This is a genomic window from Paenibacillus sp. Y301 (genome assembly GCF_059445505.1).
Genome location: NZ_JCAIUL010000008.1, coordinates 102,272 through 121,600 on the forward strand (window position 1 = coordinate 102,272; position 19,329 = coordinate 121,600).

General features: G+C 41.3%; 16 protein-coding genes and 2 pseudogenes. 9 read left to right on the top strand and 9 right to left on the bottom strand.

From position 1 onward, the window contains the following. Window positions 1-235: 235 nt before the first annotated feature. The 3 genes from AC1D69_RS15175 (at window position 236) to AC1D69_RS15185 (ending at window position 2,936) form a co-directional block, all read left to right on the top strand. Window positions 236-1,078: an ABC transporter ATP-binding protein gene (locus tag AC1D69_RS15175; RefSeq protein ID WP_495456988.1), complete on the top strand. Its 843-nt coding sequence runs from the start codon at window positions 236-238 to the stop codon at window positions 1,076-1,078. Further along, window positions 1,008-1,769, top strand: coding sequence for an ABC transporter permease (locus tag AC1D69_RS15180; protein WP_495456989.1), 762 nt, complete (start codon window positions 1,008-1,010; stop codon window positions 1,767-1,769). Before AC1D69_RS15175 ends, AC1D69_RS15180 begins: the two co-directional genes overlap by 71 nt. Before the next feature lie 117 nt (window positions 1,770-1,886). Beyond that, entirely contained in the window at window positions 1,887-2,936 is a 1,050-nt protein-coding gene (locus tag AC1D69_RS15185) for an ABC transporter substrate-binding protein (RefSeq protein WP_495456990.1), read from the top strand. 264 nt (window positions 2,937-3,200) lie between these two features. Here AC1D69_RS15185 and AC1D69_RS15190 read toward each other — a convergent pair whose 3' ends face one another. From AC1D69_RS15190 to AC1D69_RS15220, 7 genes are all read right to left on the bottom strand, one after another. Beyond that, on the bottom strand, window positions 3,201-3,371 hold the full coding sequence (locus AC1D69_RS15190; RefSeq protein WP_495456991.1) for a hypothetical protein: 171 nt from the start codon (window positions 3,369-3,371) through the stop codon (window positions 3,201-3,203). A gap of 329 nt (window positions 3,372-3,700) precedes the next feature. Beyond that, on the bottom strand, window positions 3,701-6,304 hold the full coding sequence (locus AC1D69_RS15195) for a metallophosphoesterase (RefSeq protein ID WP_495456992.1): 2,604 nt from the start codon (window positions 6,302-6,304) through the stop codon (window positions 3,701-3,703). Window positions 6,305-6,654: 350 nt separating this feature from the next. Further along, complete coding sequence (locus AC1D69_RS15200) at window positions 6,655-7,281, bottom strand: spore coat protein (RefSeq protein ID WP_495456993.1); 627 nt, start codon at window positions 7,279-7,281, stop codon at window positions 6,655-6,657. A gap of 378 nt (window positions 7,282-7,659) precedes the next feature. Then, a complete protein-coding gene (locus AC1D69_RS15205) occupies window positions 7,660-8,598 on the bottom strand; it encodes a DUF4261 domain-containing protein (protein ID WP_495456994.1) in 939 nt (312 codons plus the stop codon). A 41-nt stretch (window positions 8,599-8,639) separates the two neighbouring features. Beyond that, on the bottom strand, window positions 8,640-9,548 hold the full coding sequence (locus tag AC1D69_RS15210) for an FUSC family protein (RefSeq protein ID WP_495456995.1): 909 nt from the start codon (window positions 9,546-9,548) through the stop codon (window positions 8,640-8,642). A gap of 174 nt (window positions 9,549-9,722) precedes the next feature. Continuing rightward, window positions 9,723-10,859, bottom strand: a complete 1,137-nt coding sequence (locus tag AC1D69_RS15215) for a polysaccharide deacetylase family protein (RefSeq protein WP_495456996.1) — start codon at window positions 10,857-10,859, stop codon at window positions 9,723-9,725. A gap of 240 nt (window positions 10,860-11,099) precedes the next feature. Then, complete coding sequence (locus AC1D69_RS15220; RefSeq protein ID WP_495456997.1) at window positions 11,100-11,288, bottom strand: DUF3934 family protein; 189 nt, start codon at window positions 11,286-11,288, stop codon at window positions 11,100-11,102. A gap of 312 nt (window positions 11,289-11,600) precedes the next feature. On the opposite strand from AC1D69_RS15220, the pseudogene AC1D69_RS15225 reads away from it, so the two are divergent. From AC1D69_RS15225 to AC1D69_RS15245, 5 genes and pseudogenes are all read left to right on the top strand, one after another. Then, window positions 11,601-12,993: pseudogene (locus tag AC1D69_RS15225) on the top strand (RNA-guided endonuclease InsQ/TnpB family protein). Between the two features lie 478 nt (window positions 12,994-13,471). After that, on the top strand, window positions 13,472-13,657 hold the full coding sequence (locus AC1D69_RS15230) for a hypothetical protein (protein WP_495456998.1): 186 nt from the start codon (window positions 13,472-13,474) through the stop codon (window positions 13,655-13,657). Between the two features lie 11 nt (window positions 13,658-13,668). Then, window positions 13,669-14,157 carry a TolB family protein gene (locus AC1D69_RS15235; protein ID WP_495456999.1) on the top strand — a complete coding sequence of 163 codons (489 nt, stop codon included), beginning with the start codon at window positions 13,669-13,671 and terminating at the stop codon, window positions 14,155-14,157. 64 nt (window positions 14,158-14,221) lie between these two features. Then, window positions 14,222-14,371: a hypothetical protein gene (locus AC1D69_RS15240; RefSeq protein WP_495457000.1), complete on the top strand. Its 150-nt coding sequence runs from the start codon at window positions 14,222-14,224 to the stop codon at window positions 14,369-14,371. Window positions 14,372-14,553: 182 nt separating this feature from the next. Next, on the top strand, window positions 14,554-16,053 hold the full coding sequence (locus tag AC1D69_RS15245; protein ID WP_495457001.1) for a stalk domain-containing protein: 1,500 nt from the start codon (window positions 14,554-14,556) through the stop codon (window positions 16,051-16,053). Between the two features lie 229 nt (window positions 16,054-16,282). Here AC1D69_RS15245 and AC1D69_RS15250 read toward each other — a convergent pair whose 3' ends face one another. Then, window positions 16,283-16,981 (bottom strand): pseudouridine synthase, encoded by a 699-nt coding sequence (locus AC1D69_RS15250; RefSeq protein ID WP_495457002.1) that lies wholly within the window; start codon window positions 16,979-16,981, stop codon window positions 16,283-16,285. Then, window positions 16,978-17,445: an ASCH domain-containing protein gene (locus AC1D69_RS15255; protein ID WP_495457003.1), complete on the bottom strand. Its 468-nt coding sequence runs from the start codon at window positions 17,443-17,445 to the stop codon at window positions 16,978-16,980. Before AC1D69_RS15255 ends, AC1D69_RS15250 begins: the two co-directional genes overlap by 4 nt. Before the next feature lie 582 nt (window positions 17,446-18,027). On the opposite strand from AC1D69_RS15255, the pseudogene AC1D69_RS15260 reads away from it, so the two are divergent. Further along, window positions 18,028-19,296: pseudogene (locus AC1D69_RS15260) on the top strand (5'-deoxyadenosine deaminase). Window positions 19,297-19,329 lie beyond the last annotated feature (33 nt).

Below are 19,329 nucleotides of genomic sequence, written 5' to 3' on the forward strand. Positions count from 1 at the left end.
TGACCTCCGACGTGCTATTTATAGTGTTGTGATTATATCATATCTGTTCTATAGAGACCATTACGGTCTGTTTGCATGCTCTTATCCCATCCATTTTTGATGCTTTTGTCAGCCAAATAGGTTGACAATTATAATTATTCCGATAAAAATAGAGTGTATGTAAATTATAGAAATTATTACTTATAATTGTTACATTTCTTCATAGTTGAACGTATGGAACGGGAGGGTAATCAAGATGATCCAAGTGGACAATGTCAGTAAAATATTTAATCAACGTGATGGGAATAGCTTTCAAGCATTGGACGGAGTGAACTTTACGATTAAAAAAGGGGAATTTGTATCTCTGCTCGGTCCATCCGGCTGCGGTAAATCAACCGTGCTTAATCTTATAGCTGGATTCGATAATAGCTATGAAGGATCTATCAAGGTTGCTGGGGATGGCATTACAGGACCAGGGCCAGATCGTGTTGTTGTATTTCAAGAGCACGGCTTATTTCCTTGGTTGACGGTGCTTGAGAATGTTGCATTTGGCTTGAAGCAGAAGGGTATAGGGAAAAAGGAACGAAATGAGCTTGCACGCGAGCAAATCCGTTCTGTACATTTAAGCAAATTCGCAGACCGCTATCCTCATGAACTGTCAGGTGGTATGAAACAGCGTGCGGCTATTGCTCGTGCACTCATTATGGACCCGCAAATCTTATTAATGGATGAACCCTTCGCTGCTTTAGATGAACAGACTAGATTAGTGCTTCATCAAGAACTTGAAGAAATATGGTTAAGAACAGGAAAAACTATATTGTTCATCACTCATAATATCAGAGAAGCTGTCACCTTGTCGGATCGCGTATTGGTTATGTCCACAAGACCAGGCACCATCAAGAAAGAATTCTCTGTGCAAGCCGCAAGGCCGAGAACCAGCTCCGATTCGTTACTGCATCATGTAGAAAGATCCATTATGGAATGTCTGGCAGATGAACTCGAGAAAGTTGTAAAGGAGGAAATGGGAGATGACACCTACAGTCTTAAAAAGAACAATATTTCTGATCACACTTTTGGTGGTATGGGAGGCGGCATATAGAATCATTGGATGGGAGAGTTGGAAATTTCCATCCCTGTTTCAAACAATAGAGTCCTTCTACAATGGATTTGCTCATGGACAACTTTTAGAAGCTATCATTAATTCTCTTAGACGGCTATTGATCGCATTCACAATATCCTTATCCTTAGGCCTACTACTCGGACTCATGTTTGCCAAATCGAAGACTATTGACGACACGATCGGATTCGTCGTGATTGCACTTCAAACTGTTCCAAGTATTGCTTGGCTACCCTTCGCGATTATATGGTTTGGATTTAATGATAAGTCCGTTATATTTATTACGGCTTTAGGAGCTACATGGACAATGGCTATTGCCACTCGTACAGGCATTAAGAATATACCTCCCATTTATATCCGTGCGGCGCAGACCTTAGGAACAGGAAACAGTTGGAAAATGTTTACCCAAATTCTCATCCCAGGAGCATTCCCTCATTTAATGACAGGAGTTAGAGTAGCATGGGCCTTCGCTTGGCGCGCACTCGTAGCAGGAGAATTGATTGCCAATGGAGCTGGTCTCGGACAGTTGCTACAGGATGGTCGAGGGCTTGGTGATACGGCACTGATGCTTAACGTGGTTATTATCATCGCAGTACTCGGAACGATCTCAGATCACTTCTGTTTCAAGAAACTAGAGGATAAATTACTCGTTCGTTATGGCTTAGACAAATAGGAATAAAAAATAAAAATTGACTTTATTCATTATTCCGATTAAATTAATATGAATTAATACATTTGAGACGTATAGAAGGGTTGATGCAAGAAGATGAAAAAAACATTAGGCCTTATTATGACAGTAATATTTGTATTTACTTTAGCAGCTTGTGGAGGTAATAATTCCGCATCAGAAAGTCCAGCTACAAACACAGGCGCGGCTTCGACCGAGGAAGCTGTGAAGAAAGATCCCGTTACGGTTAAGATTGGTATTTTTAAGAACGTTACGCACGCCGCTGGTTACATTGCATTGGAAAAAGACTATTTTCAAAAGCAACTGGGCGACCATGTGAAGATTGATGTGCAGGCTTTTGATAATGGTTCTGACTTCTCAACCGCAATTGCAACGGGGCAGATTGATCTTGGTTATGTTGGCCCTGGTCCATCTACCAATCAATATCTTAAAAGCAAGAACTTTCGAGTCATTTCCGGCGCTGATAATGGTGGCGCCGTTCTAGTTGCAGGTAAAGATTCAGGAGTAAGTACGGTACAAGATTTGGTCGGTAAAACGATCGCTATCCCGACAAAGGGGAGTACAAATGAACTATCTCTTAGACTGCTTCTGGAGCAAGAAGGAGTCAAAGTATCCACGGATAGCTCCGGTGCTCAAATTGTAGCTCGCGCTCCTTCCGATACGCTCGTAGCTCTTCGTCAGAATGAAGTACATGCAACGCTGATCCCTGAACCATGGGGTACGCAGATTGAACAAGAAGGAATCGGTAAGGTTATCGTTCCTTGGGATCAAATTCCTCCGAATAACGGCGACTATCCACTCGTTATCCTCGTTGCAAGCGATAAGTTCATTAGTGAACATAGAGATTTGGCAAAAGCAGCGATAAAAGCGAATAATGAAGCGATTGAATTCATTAATGCCAACCCTGATGAAGCTTATGAACTTATAAATAAACGTCTGAGTACACTCAGTGGTAAGGGACTAGAAATTGATCTAATTAAGGCAGCACTCTCTCATATGAGATTGACATCTGATGTAAGTCAAGAAGCTATCGAAGAGATGGCTAAGGTGTCAATTGAGGCGGGCTACATTAAAGATGTTACGGTCGACGAGCTTGATTTAAAAGAATTTCTAGATCTGTCTTTGCTTGAAGAAGTGAAAGGCGGCAAGTAGTATCAATCAGAGCATTCATAAAAAATGATTCATTAGGCGATCACTTCTCGGTATTCTACCAGGAAGAGATCGCCTATTTATTATTTTATTCTGTATCCTATTTTGTGGTCTACGACAAAAAGGCATTCCTTCCCTTTGGAAGAAATACCTTCATGGATTTGGCTTGTGTTCAGGATTTCGTTTGTGCTCGACTTCCCTACAACATGCTACGACTACTGCTTCAAATTGAACGCATATCATTATTATCTCTCTCAATAGTCTAAATTAGAGCATTCTTCTCCCCATATGCATAATACGCTGGATGATCGATTCTCTTTCTCTAGCCCTATTTTGAGCTCGGTTTAATTTCAACAATTCATTCTCAGTAGCTAACAGTTGCTGTGCGACTCTACAACGTTCTGCTTCTTGTTGTAAATCGCGGAGATGTAATTTCACGATCTCCTCGTGATTTAAATATAACAAATTGATAATTACCTCTTTTCTTAGATTGAAGCCTTCCCCATATGACCTTGAAAATGACTCTACCCCTTAACCCACTCTTCCAATATATGCCTGTTATGACGCAAAGGTAAGGTACAAAATGGCTTTAATTCTTTTTTCCGAGAAGTTAATAAGCTTAACTGGCCTCCCGTCCTTTCACGGTGAAGAAACGTTTAACGTGAAAAAAGACAACCACAGAAGGGTTGCCTTTATAGATGATGACTAAGTTTTGAGCCTAAATATGATAGCTTACTACCACCGTGTTGTGTTGGGAGATCAGTCCTCTAAGGTGTGCTAACCTCAACTGGGTCAGAATTGATTCTAGTACCAACAGCTCTTACGACAAAGTCATACTTAGTCGAAGCGTTAATATTGCTAACTGTAAAGGTATAATCCGTTTGCCCTGCTACAACTGGCACATAAACACTCCAGTACGTTTTCACTTTGTCATTCTTCTCATAAATTCTAAAGCCTCTGACAGGTTCGCCCCCAGCTGCAGGTGCCTTCCATGAAATAACGGCTTTATTACTACTAACCTGAACTGTAGCATCTACTACCTTCGCAGGTTTCGTGTCCGTTCTCTTAATCCCATAGTGGTCGTATACTTTCACACCATTATCCCCGGTCTTCTCATCACTTTTAGCTGCAGTATACGCCGTAAATTCAAGCAAATCGCTTGTTAGAGATACGTCTGTAAACATTTTTTTGAAAGGTTGGTTGTTAATCACGGCGAAGTAATCATCATAACCAGGATATTTCTCATAAAATTTATCACCAAGTGCATTAGACATGAGATAAATCGTACCTTTTGGATTAATCGCGTTTCCTTGCGCGTCGAATGTAAGCTGGTTCATTGGAATCGTTTTGTCGCCAAGCATCTGGTACGATCTCATATACATATGATCATGGGCTTCAAATACCATGTCTATTCCCATTTCATCAAATACAGGAATTAATATTTTTTTGTAAAACTGTACTCGGTCGTCCTCCCATTCGCCGGCGTTATCACCTGCTGAATAAGGGCCTTTGTGAAAGGTAACAAATTTCCATTTAGCATTACTCTTCGCTACAACATTCTTCATCCAATCAACTTGGGCCGTAAATTGTGGGTCGACCGATTCTACATCCTGACCATTGCTCGCTAACTCACCAGCATATTGCGAGTTAAACACAAGAAAGAGGGCATCTCCATATTCGAAAGAATAGACAGATCCATCATCGGTATTGGCTATCACCTTTTTAGGCACGTTGAAATGGTTGTAAAGATTAGAGTTCGGTGTTGTTTCGTCTCCATCGTAATCATGAACTTCATGTCCACCTAGAACCGGAACGATTGGTACATTCAGTAGTTGATTCTGTGGAAGTCCTAGCATCCATTGCCATTGTTCCTCCAAATCCCCATTATCTACGAGGTCTCCTGCATTAATCAGAAACTTAGGATCACCGATGGTCTCAACCGCTTTGCGGAAAGTATCCGCCCATAGCTCAAAGTCTGCCTTGTTTGAAGCCTGTGAATCAGATCCCACGATAAAATGGAAGGGCGTATTACCTGCTGCGTCCGTCTGGAACGATCCCATCGAACTCCAACTATCTGCTGATCCACTACCCACACGATATTTATACAATGTGCCAGGTGTTAGATTGTTAGCAATCACTTTATGCGTGGTAAATTTCTTTTTCGTATTGGCTGTCCGGTTAGCCTTTGTTACATAGGTCTGAATTTCATCTGCACTACCTGCAAATATCAAGGCTTCATTCTCAGGGAAAGTACTTCCTTGAACTTTGGAAGCCTCTACGACTTGCACAACGGAGCTTGTCATAACATCTGTATACCAAGTGAAAGCCCGGGATGTCTTAGAATCACCGTTAAAAGTCATGTTGATGAGTTTCGGTACAGAAGGAGTACTTGTAGCACTTTGTATTGTAAAGCTCCACGAAATATCATTTGTAAGTGCTACCGCATCATCTCTTCCACTGATGTGTTCTTTAGGAACTTTGACAGTGTACGTCTTGCCACTCACAAACGAAGCATGTTTGATGTTTAATGTATCGTTATTTATGATTTCTGAAGTAACAGAACCTAAAGCTTGATTACTACTATCCACAATCGTGACGTTAGATCCCGAATTGATCGAGACCGGCTTATTAAAGGTCACCGTTACCGGAGCTGTCACTGCCACATTGGTTCCACCGTCTGTTGGTGTCTTCGTAAGTAGCGATGTTGGCGTGACCACAGGTCCATCTGTTATGGCGCTACCTGAGACACTAATTCCCTTAATTCTACTCGATCCTGTACTGCCTATACCCGTTGAGCCGTTAGTGTTGGTGTTTGAATTGACGATCCAACGAATATACAATACATCCTGGTTATTCGCATTGGTTGGAAGAGGTACATTTACCAATTTACACGTATTATTTGCACATGAGAAACTAGAGACAACCATTTTTAAAGTCGTGTTCGGTATATCAGACCATGTGGTCTTATCTGTACTGTACTGCACTTTGAAATCACGTGGACCGGTACCCGAAGAATTCTGCTGTGAGGATAAAGTGATGTTGTCATAACCTTTAGTAGATACAGTCGCTAGCCAGTATTTCGTACCGTTGCCACTATTCCAGCCTTGATAACTAATTGCTTTCTGGCTACTATCATAATCTTCGTAATACCCACCTACATTCTCAAACTTGGATGAGCTTTTAAATGTTCCACCCGTTGCTGGAAATGACCCATTTTGTCCTGAATTTGCAAAAATCCATTCAGCAAGTTTAGTCGAAGCCACACTACTCTCAGCGGAAGTTAATCCGTTGAATTGTAATGAAATGAACACCGTAACTGCCAGAAATAATGAAAGAAATCGCTTTGTTTTTCTTCCCCAATGTATCTTCATTTGCATCTCCTTTATTGTCTTATAATGGTTTACCTTCCTGCCCTGTTTCCCTCTCATCCTCCCTTCTTATAATGTTTCCAGCTAGGCACCACCATAAAGTTTAAGCGCTTTAACTTTTGGGTGTTAAAACGTATTAACTTGATACCTAGCTGACATACACTTTGTAATATATTGAATTCCCTCTGTAATAAGAACTTACAGAAAGCGTGTCCCATTTAAATTTCACCAAATTTTAGTGGTATTTTCTACCGTTTCACAAAAAAAATAAGCGCCCCAACACATCTGGTCGCTTATCATCATACCACTTTACATTTTTATATTGTCTATACTTCTAAGTTCGATGATCACTCCTATTGCATAGGAATTTGAGGTTGACCAGTCGCTGGAGCATAGGCACGCAGCATGGCTTGAGCATCTGCTTGATCCAACTGTGGTACTTGATAGTACCCATGTTTGTTCTGATATAGGAATATTTCATAGGCCATTTCGATATAGTTCTCGATCTGGGCAGCGACAACTCGACGCACTACAGGATTGGTTACTTCCAACGCTGCAATCGTCATATGTGAAGCCGTGGATTTAAGCTCGCCAAGCATGAAGCCGCTAATCTGAGCATCTTTAATCTCATTTACAGATTGAATTGGTTTTTTCGGCTGACTTGGCGTGAGTCCATAATTTATTTGGTTGGCCGCTTGTGGCATCGTATACATGGTCGTATCCTGACTTGGTTTCTGCCCTGTTGTGTAACATTCTACCGTTAGATTGTATTGAGAAAGAATGAAATTGTATTGACGATTCATAATAGTCATAAGTTCGTTATCCTTAACAAAGGATTTGTAGATTATGAATTGATCTAGAACACCGATCGTACAAGATAATACTTCGTGCATATCTAACAGTTCATGCCCTCCACGATTCGTATTCTGCATGCCTGTGGATTGATTATTCATTTGATTATACTGACTTTGATTCTCCATTATTAATGCCCCCTCTACTAATTTGGACGAAAAAACCGACTTGCTTAGGTTGAGTAATCTGGCACAATTTCATACATCATAATAATGGAAGCTCTAGAATATCAAGAAATCCACTTCTATTCACCATCCAATAGCTGCACCATCGCATCTCGGATCGGTTGCTCCTCTAATCAAGCCATTCTCACTAACTTTAATCACATGAGCGTGACCCATAATTACGTCCATTGGATCAACTATACGCACATGATGCCCTTTCGCAGCAAGGTCCACCGCTACTTTAATAAAGGCTATTCCATTCGATTCTGAATGGAATAGCCTTTATTAATTTGAAATTGATTTAAATTAATATTTTTTTCAGTGGCCTCATCTAATCTAGTACTACAATAGCCCTTCAGGTCTCTCTATATCATCTAATGCCAACCAACGAAGCACTTCTCTAGGCGGCTGAGCCAGCCCTTCCGCACATAGAGTAGCCTGCCAGTTCACGCCTCCAATACCATCAATGGTATCGCCATCTTGGATAACTGGGCCCTGCTGCATCACATAATTGGTAATGTTACGAATGAAATCAGCAGCTTCATTAGGATCATAAAGGTTCCGGTTAAATACGATTTCTTGATCCTGTACATCTAATTGCTGCATCCCCACGGTATCCATCACTAACCAATCCTCTTGTGGTAAATTAAACATACGGACGTTGGACCACAACTCAAGCGGTGCAAGATTCGTCTGCTCATATCTTTCCAATAGCTCATCGATCAACGCATCGGAAGCCAAACTTTCCCCACCTGGATTGAAATAGCAGATTGCTTCTGGAAGACGAAGTAATTCCCTTGCAACAGATGTTACCTGTAATAACTCGGGGAATGCGTCATAATCTTCAGGTAAAATAGGTGCCTCCTCATGCACATGTCCCGCAACATACGTTGTACGAATACGAATGCAGGCAACATGGGAATCCATAGCTAATTTCGCATCAGGATATTCCCAAGCCTGTAGTGATGCCCGATCCAGATTGCCAGGATAAGTATGCGGCCCGAAATGGCCCATCGACCAAGCTCCGAATAACTTCGTCTCTTCTTTAGGGTCTCCCATATGGTCAGGCCATGGGCGATCCATGATGTCTACCGTGATGTTGCCATTCACTTCTGGACGATATGAGATCATACAACTCGGCCCGCCGAACTCCCAATTCTCTGATGTCTCATTCACATTCGTGATTTGGAACTTCTGTTCTAGCACTTCCTTAATCTGTTGAATGGAGACGGATTGTGATAACAACACTGTAACGCCTTGAGAAAATAACCCTTTTGCCATGACAATCACCCCTTAAATATATATCTGATTCTTCATTCATCTTACTCACGTTCTAGCGTTTTTTTCTTTGCACCAAAAGGAAGCGGTAGCCCCATACTCTCTAATTCATTGAGAATACGATCGATATGATAATTATAAATAATAAATAGCGGATCCAGCTGTTGCACTTCTTCTTCCTTACCATTTAAGTCACAGTTCTGATTCCCTAATCTAATCATATTATGTAAACTTAGATCATGATCTCCCTCTAACTTCTGAATCATCTTCAGATGTTCATAGATTAATTTATAGGATTCGTATTCTTCTATAATATTCTCCAATGAATCATCCCCATCTTTCATTAGATGAAATTCTTCCTTCGAGATATCAAGATATCTCTCAAGTGTCTTCAACTGGGCTCTTAACTTCGTCCGATTAAATTCTTCCTTCGAGATTAATTGGTCCAATATATAGGCCATTTCTTTCGATAACAATCGACGTGCTTTATGAATGTTAGCCTCATACTTTGGAGGGAATACCAAGTAATTCACCAGCACTGCTACTCCCACACCAATCAGCGTATCCGTAATCCGATTAAGACTATACTGAAATGGCGAAGCTCCTTGTAAATTTAACATGATAGCTAGAAATACGATACCCCCAATAGAAACAGACTTGTTCCACTTCAACAGATTACATAGATAGATCACGACAATGATTCCAAGTGCACATAACCATACATTTCCAGGCTGAATGGAGGCAAAAGCTAACCCTACCCCCGCACCTACAAATGTACCCATCACGCGATTCTTTCCCGCTGTGAAAGAGTTCGTCACCGAATTCTCCATTGAGATCACAGTCGCAATAGCAGCATAGAACGGATATTCCAAGTTTAATACATTCGCAATAATCAGACACACTAATATAGATATTGCTGTTTTGATATTTCTCATACCAATCGCTTGTTGCACACATACACCCCACAATTTTACTTAAGAAGAAAACATTATACTTCCTAGAGGCAAGTTCCGCAAGCACATTGCGCATAGTTATGACCCAGTGCATCATCTTCTCTATAAGTAGAAACAACATTGCCGTTTTAAAAAAAATACAACTCAAGCATAATAGCTCAAGTTGTGTTCTTATTAACGTTTATCTCCCCAAAAGTTAACGGGACTCATATCTTTCGTAATGGTCTTGAATGAATATCCTTCCTTTTTAAGAGAAGAAATAATCAATGGAAGGACCTTTAAGGTTGTCTTTTGATCATGCATGAGAATAATCGGTGTCGTCTTCTGCTTCTGCAACGTATGAATCTGATTCATAACAGTTTTATAAGTAGAATCCGTATCCTCTTTATATTTCCAATCCATAGAATCTACGTTCCAGTCCCATAAATGATAACCTTGATTAAGGACCTTATCTCTGTAGGACTGCGTGAAATATGGTTTACTGCCATAGGGTGGACGAATCAGTGTAGAACTGACACCTGTAATTTTATTAATATACTGATTATCTTTGTCCATCTCAGCCAGCGCGGTTGCGGGAGATTTATAGAACTTATCCTGCACATGCGTAACACCATGTAATCCTATGGCATGGCCTTCGGAAGAGATCCGTTTGACGGCACTTGGATACTTCTGCACATTGTTTCCTAACATAAAGAACGTTGCTTTAGCTCCATTTTTGCCAAGAATATTAAGCAACTCTCCTGTGCTCGCACTAGGCCCGTCATCAAAGGTTAAATAAACAACTTTCCCTGTATATGATGCAGGCTTTGGTGTTGGGGTAACTGTGGCCTTTGGCTTCAAGTTGGCTGAGAACTTCGCAACAAACTCTGCATCACTAAGTTTAGCTGTACCATCTTTTATTCTAAGTAAATTGTTATGTGAATCATACGCGATACTATATCCGAAATAACTGGATACTATTCGCACCGGGATCATTAGCTTACCATTTCGGTTGAACGGATGTACGGTCACCTTACTTCCATCCGACATCATAGCTTTATTCTCTTCTTTGTATATCGTAATCCATCCTTGTGTACCCTTAACCGTCAGAATATGTACTGTACCCGACATCTCTAAATGTAATGCCTCTGACAACTCTCTTAAAGGAACATAAAATGTATTATTCTTAGATACCGAATCAATTTGACTTACTTCATCATTAATACTAAGCCTTAATATAGGTGCAGACGATGTAGCCTGAGCGGTGTTCACCGTACATAAACCAACAAGTAACAGACATAACAACATTAATGAAATTCTTTTTAAAAACAATAGTATAACTCCTATCTTTAATAGATTTGTCTAGTAAGCATATCATAGATATACGAATCGTTAATTGATAGATTGTAACTCCTGAGTAAAGGAATTGTTACCCATTATTAAAGGAAACCATTTACGAGAATAGAATTTCTTGAATCAACGATTACCCGCATGATTCAGCACAAAAAATCCCCATTAAAGATTTCACTCTTCAATGGGGATTTTACATTTCAACCATCAATTGGATTAAATTTAATCGGTTGGGTCCTTCTTTTTAACAGAAGCATTGCCTTTATTCGCTCTAGCGTTCTCCGCTTCTTTAGCTGCTGCCCGAATCGCACCATAATTCTTTTTGACTATTTTGGTCTTATCCGTCTTGTTCCAACGAGTCCAACCTTTACTACCCGTTCCTCTACCTGTTCCACCTTTAGCTTTACTCATATCATCACTCCATTATTTCTGTATGTTGAGTTACTTCTTTCACTATCGACATCGATTGAACCAAAGTGTGTACTCCCTTACTCTATAATTTCTAGAATATATCATGAATATGAGCATTCGTCTTTAGTTCATTCTATTATTTTTCGCCGAGAGGACTACCACTTCTATAAGTGGTGAGGTGAATCGGCGACCTCCTGAATAATCCCACAAGATGTTCTTCCCTTCTTATATCTTAAGAGGTATAATAGAAGCAGAACATACATTCGCATTGTGTGGCTGTAAGGGGGTGAAGATTTGTCAGATTCAAAGTCAATGTACAGAACCCATCAAGTGTGGATTAAACCAGGTCATCGCTTGTTTGCGTACCTCGATCAAGCATGTCGGGATGCCAAGAATCTGTATAACACGACCAACTTTTACATCCGACAGATCGTTACTGCTTATGGAAAGAATGAGCCTCTTCAGCCGTTGCAACAGGAAGTTCTGGACACGCTGGCGTCCCATATCGACGTCATGAACGAACGACGAAGAGATAAGAACCGTTCCCATCCATTCAAGCCACCCACGCAAGAGAGTCCCTTTGTTCATTATAACTTCTTGGACGCGTTGTTCAAAGTGATGAATCAAATCGATTATCGGGCGCTCCCAACGCAGTGCAGTCAGGGAATCATGAAGGTGGTGTTCCACAATTGGAATGCCTTCTTTGCCAGTATCAAGGACTACCGCCAGCATCCTGAGAAGTACAACGGCAAGCCCCATATTCCAGGGTACGCTCGGAACAGAGTGAAGGAAGTCATTTTCTCCAATCAAGATTGTGTGATCAAGGAACGAAAATGTCTCAAGTTTCCAAAGACCAAGCTACAACTGAACATCGGCAAACTGGGCTGTACTGACGGACAACTGATGCAAGTGCGTGTCGTCCCAAGCCATGGACAATACGTGGTTGAAATGATCTTCGCTTATCCTATGGAAAAGAAGGAAGCGGTACAAGAACACGTGCTGGCCATTGATCTTGGCGTCGATAATCTTGCAACCATCGTCACGACCACCGGAGTGAAACCGCTCATCGTGAAGGGCAAGATCGTTAAAGCGATCAATCAGTATTACAACAAGATGAAGGCGCACTATACCCGCATTCTTCGTCAGGGCAAGGAACTACGCGAAGGAGCGTACACGTCCAGACGATTAGAACGACTCCATTTGAAGCGCCACCGTAGGATCAAAGACATCTTCCACAAGGTAAGTCATCATATCGTTACGTTGGCAGTGGAGCATAACATCGGTACGATCGTCATCGGACATAACGACGGATGGAAGCAAGCGCCCGGGATCGGACGACGAAACAATCAGTCCTTCAGTCATATTCCCCATCAGATGCTCATCAAGATGATCAAGTATAAGGCAGAAGAACAGGGAATAGTCGTTATCCTGACCGAAGAGGCGTATACCTCGAAAGCTAGCTTCCAAGATCTAGACCCATTGCCGAGTTATGGCGAAAAGGGGACATGGACCTTCTCAGGCAAACGGATGTATCGCGGTCTGTATAAGAATTGTAAGGGCTTAGTACATGCCGATGTAAATGGCGCAGCCAATATTATGCGTATTCCCAAACGTATCCGCCAAAGGAGCGAATGGGATAGAGGGGTTGGATGGTAACCAGACCATCAACGTGTCAACTCCACTGATGTTAAGCATCCTGAAATAAGTTGGATGATACATCAGAAACCCCCACTTCAGCCAAAGCGACAGCGTTGGTACGTGGCGGGAATATTCATTATAGCATTATCTGACCCCTCACTTTATATTCCCATGATAAAATAACCATTTATCTTAAATCCAAGCCGTATTGAATAGATTTTTCTTCTTCACTTTGGGATAATTAGGTATTCATTTATTTATTCATAGGAGGTTTTACATTAAGCAGCAAAAGAACATTAACAGCTGAAGATTTACATCGCATACATTGGGTAAGTGATCCCGTTATTTCTTCTTCCGACGGTACCATTGCCTATATCCTTAAATCCGTTGCTGAGAAACATGATGGTTATCGCTCACATATTCGTGCAATTCATCCAGATGGAACTAATATTCCATTCACTACAGGCGAAGAAGATTCAAGTCCTGCCTGGTCACCCGATGGATCTAAACTCGCGTTCCTTCGTAAAAAAGGTGATCACCGTCAAGTGTGGATTATACCTGCACATGGTGGTGAAACCTCTTCAATCACAGATTTCAAACATGGTATTGGTTCATTCAAATGGTCACCCGATGGGCAATCTCTATTAATTAAAGCCACCGTATCTAACGAAAAAGACTTAAAGGCTACACAAGATCAATCCGAGAAATCTCCGCTCCCTGAGAGGCAGTAGTTATCGACCGTATGAAATATAAAGCAGATGGTGGTGGCTTGTGCGATGGGCGAAGACCTCATCTATCTGTCTTCTCACTGAACACTAAGAAATCCGTACAGATTACTTCTGGCGAATTCGATGTTTCAGCCTTCGCATGGTTTCCCAACGGTGAATATGTAACTTACACTGCGACCCCTCATGCTGACGATTATCCCGATCCTGATCTATTATTAACTAACGACTTATTTGTAGTTAACCGTAACGGGGATCATCGTCGTCAATTATCTACCGGGAAATTAACGATTGGCGCAATAACCTATACACCTGATGGACAATCTATTCTAGCTTTAGCAGATGATCTGTCTTGTGGATTCGCTACCCTTACTCGAATCTACCTCTTCCCAATAGATGGTGGAGTCTCTCGAATCATCCATGATGAGTTAGATGTTCAACTTGGACATAGCTGTGTCAGTGATATGCGTTCTAGTGCTGGAACTGCGCCAACGTTTAGTCCTTGATGGACAATCCGTAAATATCCAATTAGTAAGGATGGTAATGTGAGTATTGGTCAGTTCGCATTAGATGGTTCTGAGCATCGCACTGGGTAAAGAAGCGCAATTTATTCGTTTCCCTGGATCAGACCATAACCTCTCTCGATCAGGACATCCACATCTTCGTGTGAATCGTCTGACACATATTGTGCGCTGGTTCGAAGAACATATCGAAGTGTAGAATCAAGTAGCAACTTCTACTTTGCTATAGGGCTACTTATCATTTAATTAGATGATAGACAGCCCTTTTATTTTTCATAAAATTTGGTAGTTGGCAACATTTTCCCAGGTTCATACGTTTAATCTTCTAGTACCCATTCATTAGGGGAAGATTAGACGAACATAAGAAATGAGGAGTATGAAATGAAAAAATGGCATGTTTTCCTTAGCTTCATCGTAGGTCTTACTTTACTATCATCGAGCCTACCTGTCTCTGCAGCTGCAGCAGACACAACTTCCAACATTCGATCCTTCGAACCTACTTCACTCGTTAAAAACGATGGCACCTATTGGGTATGGGGTGGAGATCAATCTGCTCCTACGCAGGTTCACGGGATAACAGATGTAGAGACTTCTCTTGGCAATGATTTTGTTATGAAGAAAGATGGATCCATCTGGACTTTTGAAAGAAATCAATCGTTATCTAGTACTTCAATACATGAAGTTAAGGGCTTAAGTAGTAATATTAGCACCATTTATTATTCCATCTGGAATGAGTTATTGGCCTTGGACCCCAATGGGAAAGTCTACACTGCAGTCCATACAGCTGATAATCTGGATCCTACCCAATTTGTTCAGCTAACGGGAATAGATAATGTAACTAGCATAAGTAGTTACTATGAGTACAACCAGCACGGCGGAGAATGGTGTTTGATATTTCTGAAGAAGGACGGTACTGTCTGGAAAGGTAATGAATCATTACAATCTTTCGAACCCCTACCCTCTTTAAACGATATTACCGCCATTGACAAAAACTTCGCACTAAAGAAGGACGGGACCATCTGGACATGGCCGAATGAAATTAGCGGAGAGGTAACTTCCGTCGACACAACCCCTGCCATCATAAGTGGATTACGCAACATTAAAGCGTTCAAATCCAATGGTAACACTAATCTAGCTATTGATGACCAATCCCGTCTGTGGTTCTGGGGAGCAACGATAACTGGCTGGTCTGATGGAACAACATATCATGAGGAGAAGGTTCCTGTCTTATTAACCAATGTAAAAAATGTCAAAGATGCTTTCGTCGTGGAACGCTCCCTAGTCGTGCTTACCCAATCGGGTAATGTCTATGAAACGTCTATCGAAGGTACATCATTATCTGGAAATGCGAAATTTACGTTACTTACATCTGGCGTTGATCTAATCAAGCAAGGCTACCGCTCTGTCATCATGCAAAAAAGCGATAAAACGCTTTGGGGTTGGGGTGTCAATAAGGACGCACAGTTAGGATACGGAGACTATGAATTTATGCATAGCACTGCTGTTCCCATGCAAAAACCAATTTCAGTTCATTTAAATGGTACATCGGTAGCTTTGAATAATGGTGTCATGATTCAGAATTCTCAAGCCTTCATTCCGCTTCGTTCCGTATTTGAAAAACTAGGGGCTACGATTACATTTGATAACCTGACTAAAATCGTAACCATTAAACGATCTGACGCGGGGATGCCGCCTCTTACAATAAGTATCAATTACAAATCAGGAGTTGTAACGGTTAATAACAAAGTTATGACACTTCAAAATACTCCTTTCAGCGTAAATGGAACTTCTTACCTCCCGATTCGTTTCATTAGCGAAACGCTTGGAGCAACCGTTGATTGGGTTCAAAAGGACGATAAGATTTCGATTACAATGAAGTAGACTAACATTCATAACTTAAACGGCAAGACTACCTACCTCATGTAGGAAGTCTTGCCGTTTGCTATTTCTGGTGGAAAGGCTTATGAATTTTACAGCTATTAACTGAATTATTTAATAATCATTAAGACTAAGGATCATATAATTGCATACACAAAAAAATCGGGTGTCCCTAGTCTTTTTAATAAGGACACCCCTTTTAAATTGTTATAGATGATCCACCACTTAACTACTATACTCCATTCAACCGCTCGTGTAGTTTCTGTAATTCTTCCTCCGTTAGATCTCTCCACTGCCCTTGCTCTATACCCTCGATTGAAATGTTCATAATCCTAATCCGTTCAAGTCTTAATACTCTATAACCAAGAGCTTTGCACATTCTACGAATCTGAAGGTTGAGACCCTGGGTTAGAATGATTCGAAATTCCTGCTCATTTATCTGAAATACGTCACACGGTTTTGTTCTCACATGATCAAGAATAACTACACCCTTAGACATTTCCTCGATAAATTGTTCTGTCAGGGGCTTATCTACATTCACGACATATTCTTTCTCATGGTCATTCTCTGAACGCATCATTTTATTGACAATATCGCCGTCGTTCGTAAGCAAAATTAATCCCTCGGATGCTTTATCTAATCTGCCAATAGCGAATATCCGAGAAGGATGATTCACGAATTCAATAATGTTATCTTTAACATGTGGCGCCGCAGTACAAGTAATTCCTATTGGCTTATTTAATGCGATGTATACGGGTTCATCTCTACTAGGTATAGGCTGCCCATCAATAAGTACCGTATCACCCGCAATTACTTCGTCTCCTGGCTCACATGTCACACCATTTATCGTAATTCTACCGGAACCAATTAATCTATCCGTTTCCCGTCTTGAGCAATACCCTGTCTCACTCATATATTTATTGATTCTCACGATAGATCAGACCGATACACTAATTCGAATCGTTCACATACGACAAGCATTTTCGGATCAAATCTACCTTGATACTTCTGAATTTCTTCCGTGAAAAACGCTTCATGAACTTCACGCCAGTAAGCCAATGAACGATCTCCCTCACCTTCGAGGAAAGCATGTTCTGCACTCACTTCATCAAAAGGAATGACTTCCACCGATGTCGTAACGACAATGGATTTCGCTATGTCATCCCCATCAAGGACAATATTGTATTTTCCTACGAATGGTAGAGGCTCATTCTCTATTTCATAGAGCGCATAATTCGAAGCTGTCGCTGTTTTAGTCCCTGATAGAACTAAATCCGATAGCCGATCCGCTAATTCTTTCGTATATCCAAATCTCCATGCTTCATACTTGTCTGAAGCATTAGGATTTAATGTCACATATCGTTCCCATAACTGTTGGGCAGACTGGTTATCCATTTGATTTAACTACCTCAATCTATTCTTATTTTAATTCTTGCTATTTATATTATCATAACACGCAAGTAGAAACGGGAGTTCCATACTTTTTCAGAAGACGGCACCCGTTTCAACTTGAGTTCAGTTAACAGAGGTCTCATCAGGGCTGGTAAAGCCCATTGTTTCCCTTTTTAACAGGAAAATATCCATTTAATTCAATCCATTAACCATGAATTTCCTAGTAAAGACCCTTTTAGATGGAGAAATACCATCTAAGTTATCTGCCAAGCATACAATGAGCAAATTAACAGGAATATTTCCAGTTATTTGTAATCCATATCCATCAGGTCCACCTTATATTGCCTCAAGTTCACCTTTCACTACAACAAACTCGTCCTTCGTATCATCAAGTACTAATTCGAGGTCGTGTCTATATTAACACTATCCTGATCACCATTAATACTAGCCCAATAACCGTTAACACTGGTCCAATAACCGTTAATCTAGCAATCAATCGCCGTTAATACTAGCCCGGCCCCGTTAATACTAGTAACTAATCACCATAAATACTACAACTGATCAGCATTAAATGCAGAGAATGATGTGTTTCAAGGTGATGTCCTTTTTCGTGACAATCGCATTGTGAACGTTAGTGAACAACCGATCACGGAAGTGGCTGATCGTATTATAGAAGCGGGAGGAAAAGTCCTTCTACCGGGATTTGTTCAGACACATATTCATCTGTGTCAGACCTTGTTTCGGGGCAGAGCAGATGATTTGGAATTAATCGATTGGTTACGCACACGAATCTGGCCACTTGAAGCGGCACATAATGAAGAATCTGTTTATTATTCTGCCTTACTTGGCATTGGTGAATTGATCCGAAGTGGAACAACCACGATTCTAGACATGGAGACGGTTCATCATACAGAATCCGCTTTTCAAGCCATTCTAGAGAGTGGAATACGCGCCATCTCTGGGAAAGTGATGATGGATCATGGAACAGTGGTACCGCTTGCCCTTCAAGAGAAGACCGAGCATTCTCTCCAAGAAAGCTTAGATTTACTACAGAAATGGAATGGAAAAGGAAATGGCCGAATTCAGTATGCATTCTGTCCACGGTTCGTTGTCTCTTGTACGGAAGAACTCTTGATGGGAGTAAGAGACTTATCGGCGGAATACGGTGTGTTAGTTCATACACATGCTTCCGAGAATCAGACGGAAATCTCTATTGTTGAGGCAGAGCGAGGTATGCGAAATATTGTTTACCTTGATCATATCGGACTTGCTCGACCAAACCTCGTTCTAGCACATAGTATTTAGTTGGATGAGGAGGAGAAGCAGATCATCCGTGAACGAGGAGTGAAGGTGACCCATTGCCCAGGCTCTAATATGAAGTTAGCTTCAGGAATTGCCCAGGTACCAGAACTTATGAAAGAGGGAATACCTATCGCACTCGGAGCCGACGGTGCTGCGTGCAATAACAATCTGGATATGTTTCAGGAGATGCGATTGGCGGCTTTAATGCAAAAGGTGAAGCATGGTCCGACGGTCATGGATGCACGAACGGTGCTTCGTATGGCGACGATGGGTGGCGCAGAAGTGCTTGGAATGGAGAAGACAATCGGAAGTATTGAGGTTGGTAAACTGGCTGATATACAACTGCTTGATTTGGAGGATTTCCACGTCTATCCTTTCTTCGGCGCAGATTGGTTCTCTCGGGTCGTCTATGCAGCTACACGCGGAGACGTAGATACCGTGATGATTGACGGGGAGATTGTGATGGAGAATCGCATCATGAAGACGATTGACAAAACTCATGTATTAAAGCAATCTGATATCGCACTACGTAATCTGTTGGAACGACTGTAGCATGACCTTACGACCAGATCACGAAGGGAGAGT